The sequence below is a fragment of the Methanobacterium sp. genome (assembly GCA_039666455.1).
In the GTDB taxonomy this organism is placed as follows: domain Archaea; phylum Methanobacteriota; class Methanobacteria; order Methanobacteriales; family Methanobacteriaceae; genus Methanobacterium_D.
The window spans coordinates 1-13,049 of record JAVSLW010000053.1; the positions used below are offsets into that span (position 1 = coordinate 1).

The 13,049-nt window shown below is 33.1% G+C and carries 14 protein-coding genes; 6 read left to right on the forward strand and 8 right to left on the reverse strand.

The genetic code is table 11. The annotated features are described in order from the left end of the window. The coding region (locus PQ963_10870; protein ID MEN4030161.1) for a class I tRNA ligase family protein at positions 1–441 on the reverse strand (441 nt) is incomplete at its 3' end. A 592-nt stretch (positions 442–1,033) separates the two neighbouring features. After that, entirely contained in the window at positions 1,034–2,269 is a 1,236-nt protein-coding gene (locus PQ963_10875; protein ID MEN4030162.1) for a methionine adenosyltransferase, read from the reverse strand. 213 nt (positions 2,270–2,482) lie between these two features. Here PQ963_10875 and PQ963_10880 point away from each other — a divergent pair, with 213 nt between their 5' ends. After that, positions 2,483–2,851, forward strand: coding sequence for a DUF192 domain-containing protein (locus PQ963_10880; GenBank protein MEN4030163.1), 369 nt, complete (start codon positions 2,483–2,485; stop codon positions 2,849–2,851). A 28-nt stretch (positions 2,852–2,879) separates the two neighbouring features. Here the strand turns inward: PQ963_10880 and PQ963_10885 are convergent, their stop codons facing one another. From PQ963_10885 to PQ963_10905, 5 genes are all read right to left on the reverse strand, one after another. After that, positions 2,880–3,272, reverse strand: coding sequence for a HEAT repeat domain-containing protein (locus PQ963_10885; GenBank protein MEN4030164.1), 393 nt, complete (start codon positions 3,270–3,272; stop codon positions 2,880–2,882). An 89-nt stretch (positions 3,273–3,361) separates the two neighbouring features. Continuing rightward, complete coding sequence (locus PQ963_10890; GenBank protein ID MEN4030165.1) at positions 3,362–4,051, reverse strand: dihydromethanopterin reductase (acceptor); 690 nt, start codon at positions 4,049–4,051, stop codon at positions 3,362–3,364. 78 nt (positions 4,052–4,129) lie between these two features. After that, positions 4,130–5,398, reverse strand: a complete 1,269-nt coding sequence (gene glyA, locus PQ963_10895; GenBank protein MEN4030166.1) for a serine hydroxymethyltransferase — start codon at positions 5,396–5,398, stop codon at positions 4,130–4,132. Positions 5,399–5,774: 376 nt separating this feature from the next. Continuing rightward, positions 5,775–6,041 (reverse strand): nucleotidyltransferase domain-containing protein, encoded by a 267-nt coding sequence (locus PQ963_10900; protein ID MEN4030167.1) that lies wholly within the window; start codon positions 6,039–6,041, stop codon positions 5,775–5,777. Positions 6,042–6,124: 83 nt separating this feature from the next. Beyond that, the gene (locus tag PQ963_10905) at positions 6,125–9,160 is read right to left on the reverse strand and encodes an N-6 DNA methylase (GenBank protein ID MEN4030168.1); all 3,036 of its coding nucleotides are present in this window, start codon (positions 9,158–9,160) and stop codon (positions 6,125–6,127) included. A gap of 187 nt (positions 9,161–9,347) precedes the next feature. Here PQ963_10905 and PQ963_10910 point away from each other — a divergent pair, with 187 nt between their 5' ends. Then, entirely contained in the window at positions 9,348–9,539 is a 192-nt protein-coding gene (locus PQ963_10910) for a nucleotidyltransferase domain-containing protein (protein ID MEN4030169.1), read from the forward strand. A 127-nt stretch (positions 9,540–9,666) separates the two neighbouring features. Here the strand turns inward: PQ963_10910 and PQ963_10915 are convergent, their stop codons facing one another. Further along, positions 9,667–9,882, reverse strand: coding sequence for a hypothetical protein (locus tag PQ963_10915; protein MEN4030170.1), 216 nt, complete (start codon positions 9,880–9,882; stop codon positions 9,667–9,669). A 361-nt stretch (positions 9,883–10,243) separates the two neighbouring features. Between PQ963_10915 and PQ963_10920 the strand changes: the two genes are divergently transcribed. The 4 genes from PQ963_10920 (at position 10,244) to PQ963_10935 (ending at position 12,602) form a co-directional block, all read left to right on the forward strand. Beyond that, the gene (locus tag PQ963_10920) at positions 10,244–10,552 is read left to right on the forward strand and encodes a PBECR2 nuclease fold domain-containing protein (GenBank protein MEN4030171.1); all 309 of its coding nucleotides are present in this window, start codon (positions 10,244–10,246) and stop codon (positions 10,550–10,552) included. Continuing rightward, entirely contained in the window at positions 10,534–10,779 is a 246-nt protein-coding gene (locus PQ963_10925) for a DUF2283 domain-containing protein (GenBank protein ID MEN4030172.1), read from the forward strand. The genes PQ963_10920 and PQ963_10925 overlap by 19 nt, the downstream gene beginning before the upstream one ends. Positions 10,780–11,121: 342 nt before the next feature. Beyond that, positions 11,122–11,436, forward strand: a complete 315-nt coding sequence (locus tag PQ963_10930) for a DUF3021 domain-containing protein (protein ID MEN4030173.1) — start codon at positions 11,122–11,124, stop codon at positions 11,434–11,436. A 251-nt stretch (positions 11,437–11,687) separates the two neighbouring features. Then, a complete protein-coding gene (locus PQ963_10935; GenBank protein ID MEN4030174.1) occupies positions 11,688–12,602 on the forward strand; it encodes an ABC transporter substrate-binding protein in 915 nt (304 codons plus the stop codon). The last annotated feature ends 447 nt before the right edge of the window (positions 12,603–13,049 follow it).

The following is a 13,049-nucleotide window of genomic DNA, read 5'->3' on the forward strand; positions in this document are numbered from 1 at the left end:
ATCCCAGTCCATCCAGACTCCAAGCTTTTTAAACTGTTTGGTCATAACAGCCTTGTTTTCAATTGCAAATTCCCTGCATTTTTCTACAAAGTTTGCAATACCTATTTCAGTTTCAATCTGTTTTTTACTTTTTAATCCAAGCAAGCCTTCTACCTTATGCTCAATTGGAAGTCCATGAGTATCCCATCCTGCCTGCCTTCGAAGATGAAAGTTAGACATGCTTTTAAAACGTAAAAAAGTATCTTTTATTGCTTTGTTCCATGCAGTCCCCAGGTGCATTCTTCCACTGCAGTAGGGAGGACCATCTAAAAATGAAAATTTGGGACTATTTTCCCTTAATTTGTTTGTCTTACTGTATATATCGTTATCTTCCCAGAATTTCTGGATACCTTCTTCAGTTATCTTTGCATTGTATGAACGTGGAGCCTCTTTTATCGGCATTTATATTCTCCTGTTATTTTAATATAATTAGATGTAAAAAGCTATTTAGCAGAATCTAATTTTTTACAGTGAATCCCTCAAAAATCTTTCTGGATTTCGAACTATTGACAACTTCTCTTACTGTAACTTTATTCTTGAAATAATATCTGACCCGCAGATATTTAAAAGTTAATGCAAAATAATGTTACCTGCAAATAGAAAAAGATATAAATACCTTCCACACAATTAATTATTGCATCCCCTATAACAACGATACTTATTTTTTTACTGATAGTATCGCCTCCGAAGGGGATGCTACACCTACACTTCAATCTTTTTAGAAAAAAGACCATCAAAAATATGTTAAAATCCAGCAGTCATTGCAGATTGATCAAAAACTATAAATAAATTTATAACTGAATAATTGCATATTTCAGGAATTTCCGGGCACTGATTTTTAAAAATAATTTTTATCAAACACAAATTTGGGCGTCCCTTAGCCACCCTCTTGTTTGAACTCTCATAGGGGCGCCCAAATTTTAAACCATAAAAAAAAATGGATTTAATTACTTATTTTCTAAATTAAGAGGACATTTCGAATGTCTGGAATGTATCAGAATGTTTTGAGTTTACCAGCTACGAGAAGGTCGGTAATGCTTGTTATGTCCTCAAGCCATGAGTCAATTATCTGTTCTACCTGTTTATTTACTGATTCAATTCTGTATCCATCTTCCATGATTAATTGAGCACTTGCAGCTTTGGGATTATCTATTGGCTTTCCTATCTGGCTTAAAAGCATTATTTGAACTTCTTTTACTCCTTCAACATTTTCACTTATGTCACTTGCAATTTTAGTTGAGAGAAGATTGTATATTTTACCTACATGGTTTATTGGATTCTTTCCAGATGTTGCTTCCATGGACATTGGCCTGTTTGGTGTTATTAAACCATTTGCACGGTTTCCACGACCTGTTGATCCATCGTCTCCCATTTCTGCAGAGGTACCGGTTACAGTAAGATAATACCCTTCTTCTGTTTTGCAGGCATGGTTATCTGCAGTGTTAATGAACACTTCAACATTTCTTTCAGTTTTATCCTGTGCTAATTTTGTTATTATTTCATTTAGCTCTTCTTTTAAGTTTATATAAGTATCAGGACCATCAATGTATCTGGATATCATTGCAGTAGCTACGGTGAGGATAAGACTGTCATCTTCTCTAAGCCCCATGACCTTTATGTCTTCACCCACTGCAGGATATTTCTTTTTAAAATCCCTGGAGTTCAGCAGATTTTCTGTAGCAAGAACAATGTTTTCTGTCTCTGAAAATGGAGCGTAACCTACTCCAAATGATGTATCGTTTGAAGAGGGTACTTCCCCCTTTCTTTTAAACACATCTGTTAAATCACCAGAACCATGCCCAATCTTACATTCCACCACGGTGGATGTCTCAACATCGAGATTTATAATATTTTCCTTTAAATATTCTTTAGCAGCACTGATTGCTATTCTATCCAGACCCATTTTTTTAATTTCAAGCTTCCCATCTTTTTCTTCATGAACTTCAGAAATCCCCCTTCCTGTAAGAAGGATATCCATAGGTTTCATTACTTCTCCTCCACCAAATTCTGGTGCGGATTCTCCGGCTGTAAGCTGCACTTCATCAGTGTTGTGGTGCATTATTTCCCCGAATCTTTCAAGATAGGCATTGCATAAAGCTCTGCTTACAGATTCTGCTATTCCGTCACTGATACTGTCTGGATGGCCAATCCCTTTTCTTTCTACTATTTCTATTTCCTTTTCTTCAACTGGTTTTTGAATGAGCTTTTCAACAAAAATATTTTTTTTCATCATAAAAAATCTCCAATTTTGAATCTTATAGATCATAAAACATAAAGTTAACCAATTACTGTTGATCCATTTTTTTGTTATTTTTAAAGACATTTAAATGTATTTGCATATTTAATATGTGATAAAGTAAATAAATCAAAAAACAATGAAGAAATAGACATGGACTTCATAATATTTGAATTAATTTAATATAATCTTTCTTAGGGAATGGTCATGATTGTAACAGTAGTAAATGTTTCCAAGGGTACAGAAATGGGGGAAAGCGAAGTTGCAGACACCTTTTTTTCCAGGTTAAGGGGTGTAATGTTTAAAAGCAAGTTGGAAAGAGGCCTTATTTTAAAACTCCCAAATACAAGAAGCAGGAGAGGTTCTGCAATTCATATGTTCTTTGTAAGGTTTCCACTGGACGTTATTTTTGCAGATTCCGATAAAAGAGTGGTGGACACAGTTACAATTGACCCATGGAAGACCTATACTCCTAAAAAATCTGCAATGTACATTATAGAAATGGAAAAAGGCACAATTCAGGCGTCGGAAACCGAAATTGGGGATAAAGTGGATTTTACATGCAAAAGAGCTTAAAATACCAAAAAGTTAAATAATAAATTTATTATTTTTCATTTATTGAGTTTAAAGCCATTTGGGCAACTTTTCTTACGACCGGATTTTCATCCTTTGATGCTTTTTCAAGTGGTTTTATTGCCCGTTCATCCCCAACTCCAGAAAGGCCTATTGCTGCTGCATATCTAACGCTTGCCTTTTCATCTTCCAGTAATTCAATTAATGGATCAATAGATTTAGGATCTTCATACATAGCTAATGAAAGAGCAGCAACTTCTCTAACATGACAATCTTCATCACTTAATGCTTTGATTAATGGATTAACAGCTCTTGGATCTCTTAATTCTGCAAGAAGTTCTGCAGCATCTTCTCTTCTTCTCCAGTCTTCATTTTCAAGTTCTTTTATTAAATTATCCAGATTTCTTCGTTCTGATTCAACCATATACTTCCTCCTTCTAATATAATTTGTTGCCCAGAGTTTAAATAATTTATTCATTTTTCAGTTATTTGAAAAAAGGTTCTAAAGTATCTTTAAAGATTTTTAAGCTCTGAAGGACTCCTTAAAACTTTTAAACCTTCAAATCCATAGAGTTTTTTAGTATTTTCAATGTCAACATCTCTCATATGAATGGTGATTATTTTTCCAGCGGAAATTGCCGAAAACGGACAGGATACTGCACATGCACCGCATCCAATGCATTTAAGAAGGTCTATTTCTATTCCAGGTGTTATGGCATCCCCAGGACATGCTGCTGCAGCCTTACATACTTCACATTGCCGACACAAATCCAATTCAAGTTTTGAAGGTAGCACAGTTTCTAAATCGCCTGATTCAAGGTCAACAGGAACTATAAGTGTTTTTACTCTCCCTTTACCTGCCTGGGCAACTGCATTTGTAATCAATGTATCTGCAATACCATTTACAATTTTACCGATTGTGTTTGAAGTTGCAGGAGAAACAATTAGAAGATCGTATTTTCCCAGTGAAAATCGTCCGGTTATAGGGTAGCTGAATTTTTGATCCTTTTCTTGAACTAATTCATTGTAATATCCGCCAGTTATTCTTTCAACTCTCTTAAAAAGTCCATACATTTTAAGTACTTCGCATCCGGCGGATGAAAGTAAAACAGTTACATCATGACTATTTGTTAACTTTTCCAATAGTTCTACACTCTCTAAAAGTAGATGTCCTGCTCCTGTAATTCCAAAACATATTTTCATTTCATATCTCCTTAGAAACTTTAAAATAAACTCTTTTATTTTATGAAACGAATAAGTAAAAGGAATTAAGTGAACCTCTTAAAATTCAATGTATTTATATGCTTCATCTTCTTCAAATGCATAATGAACCTTTGTGTACTGACTCATGAACTCTGTTACTTCATCTTTAACATTTTTACGGTCCATAGCTACCATTTTTATGAATTCAGCAACTTCGGCCATTTGGGCTTCCTTCAATCCGCGCCTTGTAATTTCTTGAGTCCCCACTCTTATTCCTGAAGGATCGTCAGTCCGGTTACGGTCATCCCATGGAAGAAGGTTTTTATTTAAGATGATGTTATTTGCTTCCATGTCTTTTGCCATTTTAGCGGCGCTGTATATCTTTTTAACATCCATGGCAACCTGGTGAGATTCTGTAAAACCCTGATCTTCACATAGAACATCAAATCCAAGTTCATAAAGGCTTTGAGCAAGGGCTTTGGCGTTTTTAATGATTTGACCAGCGTAGTCACGGCCGAATTCAAGCATTTCTGCAAGACTTATTCCAAGTGCAGCAACATGGTGAAGATGATGGTTGCTTACAACACCGGGAAACACTGCTTCATCAACTGCATCCTTCAATTCTTCCCTACAGAGGATCATACCACCTTGAGGTCCGGGGAATGTTTTATGAGTGCTTCCAACAAGTAAATCAGCGCCTTCTTTAAGTGGGTCCTGGAACTTGCCACCGGCTATAAGGCCAAGAACATGTGCTCCATCATACATGACTTTTGCACCCACTTCATCAGCTGCTTCTCTTGCATCTTCCACAGGATGTGGAAACAGGAATAAACTTCCGCCAAGGAGAACAATTTTAGGCCTGTTTTTTATAATCTGGCGTTTCATGGTGTCAGCGTCAACATTCATTTTTTTATTATCAAAAGGATGAGAAAGTATTCTTAAGCCCCTTATTCCAGCTGCACTAACTTCTGCATGGCTTATATGGCCTCCAACAGGTACGTTTAAGGCCATAAGAAGATCATCTGGTTTTGTGAAAGCAAAAAATGATGCTAAATTTGCAACAACACCTGAATTTGGCTGTACGTTTGCATGTTCAGCATTGAATAACTTTTTGGAAAGATCTATGGCCATATTTTCGATTTCATCGATATATTCACATCCCTCGTAGAGTCTTTCGCACGGCAGGCCTTCTGCATATCTGTGGGATAGATCAGATGACAGCGCTTCTCTTACGGCGGTGCTTGTGATATTTTCGCTTGCAATCAGATTTATACTGTTTTCCATCCATTTATGATGTTTCTTGTTTAATTCTTTGATTTTCAAAGCATATTTTTCATTTTCAAACATTAGTTGTCCTCCAGATAAAAAGTAACATGGATAAAATATGTAGATATGTATAAAATGTTCACTTTAATATGAACAATTCATTTATACACTTCAATAATATTTTTCTTATAGTTCTGTATTCATTACTCCTGGAATTTTTTATAATTATAACTACATGATTATACATAATATTTCTAATTGGTTTTATAAAGATAAGCCTTAATAACATATTACTTATTTAATGTTTTTTTATTTACTAATTAAGTTCATGTCCATTCCAAATATAGAATCTTTTTTTTTGATCGAACGGCTTTGTAGAAATTCTATAATGCGATGGGATCGCTTATTTGAGCATTGCAAATAAAAAAAATAAATCATGCAATCTTTATGCCCTCCTTCAAAACATTTTTATGAATGGATTTTTTGCCTTTAAATCTTGTGGAAGAAGCACTTTCACTGAAATATAATCTTCTGTATCCAGAAGCACGTCAAAAGCCAGCCCTGTCATCTTTCTCCATCTTTCTCCTTCATCACCGTTCCATATAACCAAAATATCAATATCAGAATCTTCACGGGCTTCGCCTCGAGCAACAGATCCAAATAATACAATGTTTTTTATATGATCACGGTATTTGTGGAGAGCTCTTTCTACAAATTCATCCACAGCTTTTTTTGTATCTTTTTTTGTATGAGGTTCAGAATAAAGCTATTCATAATTAACCATCAGAAGATAAATAAAACTTCAATTCAATTTTTTACACTATTTTCAACAATTTTAATTTCTTCGTCAGTCAAATCATACAGTTCATAAACCAGCTTGTCAATCTGTTTATCTGTCGCGTCTATCTGACGCTTTAACATCTTCTTTTCATTCGGCGTTTTTGCAGCGTCAAGATTTTTGTGCAACTGGAGCATTTGTTCGACTAATTTGACCATTTTATCGTGAAGTGCAACATCATCAGGATTTTGGAAGTCAATGGTGCGGATTGGTAATGAACCCATAATTTTAGTTTTAACTTCAAAAAAGCCACCCCCTTTAGGTGGTGCGACTATACGATGCAAATATGTTAATAAAGAAGAATTTAAAAGGCCTAATATGTATTCAATGCTTTCTACTACATTTTCACGTAAAATTAAGGATTTCAGTTTATTGTTAATAAATAAATATTTTTTAGATAGAGTAAATTCACCTTTAGATGATATTTCTGGACCTATAATCTTAGGAGACATATATAGAATTGGATCCCTAGGACACCATAATTCATACCACTTTTTACCAGATTTATCAAAATAAGCTCTTCCTTTAAGTAATTTTCTTGAATCAACAAGATATTTCCAAGTATTTGGTGATATTTGTTTTAATATATTTTCATCACAAACAGTTCCGTTGGATAGATTGTAGGGATAAATAACTACATGATTAAGTTTTTCATTTGAGATAGAATCGTATCTATGTATATCTTTACCTTTAGCTAAAGGATAAGTAGGTGGACTTTCTAAATTTAGTTTTTGAGATTCTTCTTTCTTCACAAAGAATACTTGATCTTTTCCGCTATGAATGCCTTCGCTTCCGTACATAAGTAAATCACTAAGCTTAGAAAAGGAATTAAATAATCTTTTAAAAAGTTTAAATTCTATTTTATTTAAAAAATACCATTCATCATCTGTATTAAAAATAAATGAAGGAGCTATAAAATTACTTATTGTCTCAACTTCTTCTCCTTTTAGACATTTATCCAAATCTGAAAGAGGAATTCCACTTTTATCACATCTTAATATATTAATGTCCTTTTGTTTTGTTGATTTATTAATTATAAATATTCCCACATAGTTCATGGCCTTTTTAAAAACTTGATTAGTTCCAAAATCTACAACATGCTGGATTGACCCAAGCTTTTTGATTGTAGTACGAAGTCCTTGACCATAATCCCTCCTAGTAAACATAGATGGCATAATATATCCTAATAATCCGTAATTTGAGATTAGATTTAAGCCTTGTTCTACAAATGGAATATATAAATCAAAGCGTCGAGTAGCTGAAGAATATTTGTTTGAAAGAGCCTTTTTTATGCCATTTCCTAATACTTTGACATCTACATATGGAGGATTCCCAATCACAGCGTCAAAACCACCATTTGCCATAATATCGCTAAATTCATCTTCCCAATCAAAAGCATTTATTTTTACAATTTTTTCGTCGCTTAAAGTCAGATCAGAGTCGTAAATTTCAGACGAAATCAAAGAATTACCGCATTTTATATTACTTTCAAGGTCTGGCAGTGCCCTTTCTCTAAAAAGCTTCTGTTGGGCCTCAATAACATCTTTATTTTCCCCTTCAAGCACTTTAAGCAATAAACTTAACTTAGTAACTTCTACAGCTTGAGGATCAATATCAACGCCATAAATATTATTTAAAAGAATTTTCTTTTTCTCCTGTATTGTAAGGAACCATTCGCCACCTTTTCCCTGATAAATCTTATCTTTCAAACGTTTTTTATCGTTTAAATTGGTATAATAATCCAGATGCCACTTTAAAAGATAAGTGTAAGCTCCAAGCAGGAACGAACCAGAACCACAAGCAGGGTCAAGAATTTTCAATTCTGAAACTTTATTTGGTGTTTTACCCTTGCAGAGTTTCCCGACAGTATTTTCAACAATGTAATCAACGATAAATTGAGGAGTGTAATAAACACCGCCAGCTTTTTTGACTTCTGGCTTTTCTTCAACCTTTGCACGATGCCCAGCAGTTAATCTTATCACTTTACCCAGAAACTGTTCGTAAACATGCCCTAAAATCTCAACGGAAATAACAGAAAATTCATAAGGACTTGGATAATAAATACTTTTTATTATTGTTTTTAAAATGCCATCATCAATTTTAAGAGTCATTGTAAGGTCATCATGAGGTGTATTTCTGCCTTTTTCCTCTTTAAAGTGGAATAAACCTGAATTATATTTTTCATCTGCTTTTATACATAGTTTACAGAATTCTTCATAGATATTTTCGTGTTCAAGAAGTAATTTAAGCTGTTCTTGTGGTTCAATCCCTCGATCTTCGCACATTCGAAGGAAAACAATTCTGTCGATTATCTGCTGTACTGCATAGTTAAGTTGATCCACGGAAAGTTCTTCATTTCTAAGTGCAATGTTTTTTGCAAGTAAATCTCTCCAGTTTTCAATTTCTGAAAGGAATTCATCATCAACTTCATGAGTTCCACGTTTCTTTTTAGTTCCTTCAGCGAATTTATCAAATTTACCCTTTAATACAGCTTCTTTAGAAAAAATATTATAGATTTCATCCCATTTATCGATATAATCTTCAAAGGTATAATATAAAATTCTGCCAATGCCTGCGTTCTCATTCTTTTTAGGGCGTGAACGGGCCTCATAAACTGAAAGCTCTTCAAAATCAGTTAAAATAGATACTGGAAGCTTCGCACTCCATGCATATCTTCTAAGTTGGTATGATGGTTGTATTCCAATTTTAATATCTACTGATGGCTTTTTTGCCTCTACAAAAAATTTACGGACTCCAGCTAATGTAAAGCAATAATCAGGGGCTTTAGTACCTCCACCAACTTTAATAGAGTCTTCAAAAATAACATCACGATACTGAGGTGCTGCTCCCTGTTCATTGTCAACATCCCAGCCTAAAGCCTTGAAAAATGGGTTTAAAAATTCCTGTTTTAATTGTTCTTCTTTATAATTCCTGTTTTTATATGCCTTAATGTTACGTTTGAAATTCTTGACAAGTTCTATTACTTCTTCTGGCGCAGTTTGCAATTTTTAATCCCCTACAAATCTTATTTTGTATATAAATCGAGAATAGATTTAAAATGTCATAAGAATATCTCAATATTCAAATAGATAAATCATACGATTTAAATAAAATTAAAATCTTAAATTACATTAAATATCAATTATCTCATACAAATTAAATCATAAAGAACTATTTAATGATGTGTTATGGGTGGCAGTCGTTATGGATATTATAAATGTCTTAAAAAAACATGAAACTGAAATTAAAAACAAATATCATGTTAAAAGGATTGGTTTGTTTGGTTCCTATGCTCGACAGGAAGAAAATGAAGAGAGCGATGTTGTCCTCAAACACTTCGTGTTTGGGACCCTCGGAAATTCTACGAATTTCAGGGGCATGTAAAAAATCAAAGATTTTCGAAGGCCACAAAAACCATTGGTTATAGCGTGATTTATAGACGCAACATATTAGCTTATTTTTAAAAAATGATTAAAATTTAATTTTATTCATGTGAATTTATTTTTATGAATTATTGCTCAAATTCTATAGCGATACATTCCCATGGTTGAGATTCCGTATCAATAGTAGCGTATAACTCTTTTTCTACATCCTGGAATAAATCCTCACAACTGAATTTTAAATCTGCAGATTTTTTAACAGGATATATTCTGCCTCTTGCACTTTTAACAATTATATCGCCCTCTCGACTTATGCCCATTACTAATTGTTTTATTTCTTTTGCCATATTGCTCAACTCCATTAATTTAATTTTTTATTGACTAATTGCTAAGAATCTTAAAACTAAAATATTTTTCAATCTATATTTATTATAACTCCCATTATAAGTGTACTATTATTTTTAAATTTTAATATACCTGCTTACCTATTTTAAGATGATTTTGCATAACTATGAGAGGTTTCAGGATCATCAAAAACTCTCGAAAAGGGGCTCTTTTCATTGTTTAATCTCATTTGATAATATCAATTGATATTAAATTTCACAGAATCTATATACCTTAAGTATTAGATTATTAGGATTATAGATAAATAGTTTAATAAATATAAGGTCAAATATTTCACCTTAAATAACAATGGGATTGAATTATATGGACAAGGTCAACTCCATAAATGGCGTATCTATACGATTGACTAATGAAAGATGGTTTCATATTACAGAAGGCCATCCAGAGATGGCGGGTTTTTATTTTGAAGTTCTTGAGACAGTAGAAGAACCGGAAGCGATATATGCTGGTGAAAGCGAAGAATACATAGCAATAAGAAATATAAAAGATAAAAAATACATTGTAGTAATATATAAAGAATTAAATGATGATGGATTTGTGATTACCGCATTTTTCACCAAACGAATTAAACAAATGGAAAAGAGGCGAAAAGTATGGGGAACATTGAAGTGAAAAAAATATTACATATTGTTCCTGAATTATTGAAAATGCCCTATCCAAGGATCTGGACAGATTACGATAAAGAGGCCGATGTTTTATATATTAATTTCAAAAAACCAAGTCATGCAGATGACTCAGAAATAATGGATGACGATGTAATAATCCGATACGAAAAAGGAGACGTTATAGGTATTACCATTATTAATGCCAGTAAAAGAGAAGTTTTAAGCGATATATGAATTTTCTCTTTCAAACAGAATAAACGTGTTTAGACAACTCCCGCAAAGAACTTGGAGTAGGTGATATTGATTTTGCTTCAACTGCAATGAAAGCTCTCATTTAGGACTGTGAAATTCCTAATTTTAATTTTTTCTAAATAACGATCTTGTGGCCAAAAAATTTAACGAAATAAATATTTTATTCATCTTTTTTAAAGTTTTTACCCACACTCCCTGCTTTACCCGCATTTTCACCAACTGTGTCCAGTAGTTACTATCGGGCATGGTTAAAACTGCAGGGTTTATTTTGCATCCTATTTTTTGCATTTTAGTTTAGGATATGATGGTTATATTTCAGACTTCATGGCCAATTATGTTAAATATTCCTTTGTGGCCATGGTTATAGGTGTTGGATTTTCTCTTCCCTCAATAGTATACGAAAGAGAAGACCTTTCCATGCCCCTGAAAGTTTTGATACATATGGGAACTGGAATGATAGTTTACTTCTTAGCAGTGCTTTATGCCGGGTGGATACCTGCATCTTTAGGAATTGGTGCCTTAATCATATCACTTTTAATAGGAATCAGCATTGCTGTTGTGATATGGTTTGGATTCTATCTTTACTACCGGGAAGAGGCCCTGAAAATAAATAAACAAATAAAGAAGATGAATCAGTAAATATCTGGTAAACAAATCCATTTTTTTCCTATATCTATTTTTTCCATATTTTTCCCCGGTATTGTTTTGTTCTGTAGTTATATATGCCCCATTACATATAAAAATACTTCACAATCATTAATTTGGTGATAGAAGTAAAATACTAAATATATCTTTCTACTTACTTTAAACTGATTAATTTCATTTTCACAAATAAGTGAAACTTTTATATAACAAAATATAACAATTGTTATATAATAAGTAAAATTAACATGGAGGAATTTCACATTAACATTGGTTACCTATCAACAATTTATCACACTTCATTTATCCTGAAAAACGAACCCTTAGGTAATTTAGGCAATTATGATTTAAAATGGTTCCTATTTGCCACGGGCCCTGCAATGAAGGACGCATTTACCTCAAGAAATCTTGATGTAGGATACATTGGCCTTCCTCCAGTTATGATAGGCATTGAAAATGGTTTAAAAATTAAATGTGTTGGAGGAGGACATGTAGAAGGCACTGTAATGGTTGCCCCCGAATCTTATAAAACTTTTGATGGATTAGGCAGTATAAAAGCTGTTTTAAAGCAGTTTGAAGGAAAAGCTATTGGAACTCCATCAAAAGGATGTATTCACGACGTGATAATACGTGAAATGACAAAAGAACTTGATATTGAAATTAAAAACTTTGCATGGGCTGATTTTATCCCTGATTCCATAGAAGAAGGTGAAATTGCTGCTGGTGTTGGAACACCATCCCTTGCAGCAGTTACCTCAAGAAGATTTGCTTCTTGTATTGCTATTCCACCATCTAAACTCTGGCCATGGAATCCAAGCTATGGAATAGTTGTAAAAGAAGAACTAATCCACGAATCACCCGAATTTATCACTGATTTCCTGAAAGCTCATGAAGACGCCTGTAATTTAATAAGATTGAACCCAGAAAAAGCTGCTGAAATTGCCTTAAAAGAAGTTGAAGTTGTTGATAAAGATTTTGTGCTTAATACATATAATGTATCTCCAAAATACTGTGCAAGCATTCCAAGAGATTACATTGAATCTACACTTAAGTTTATTCAGGTACTGCGAAATTTGGGTTATATGAAAGGAGATTTAAAACAAGAGGATATTTTTAACACCGAATTCATTGAAAAAGTTCATCCAGAACCTGCCCATTACTAACTTACAATTATTTTATTTATCGTTAATTATCTTTTTTCTCGTGTTCTCTTTTCCTGTTTAAGTTCTTCCGCTATTCTAACCAGTTCCTCATTAATTTGCCTGATAAGTGTTTCTTCGTTTTTTATTTTTTTCTTTAAGTTCACTGACTCTTTTTGTTAATTCTTTTTCTTATACTTCGAGGCATGGAATATAGATTTGTTTTTTGCTACATTAACAATTTAGCAAATTTCAATTATGAAAAAGTCTTAAAATTTTGCCTTTTTTTCAAATACCTCAATTTTTGATGTATATAAATTAAAGGGCATTTTAAACCATATTATTCTTAATTATAGTATAAGACGTAATATTTTTAACTAATGAAGATCATAATTATTATTCATGAGTAGAACCCCTTCTTTAAAAGTTAAAAAATGGATTACCCGTGAAGAATTGAAAAAACTGATAAAA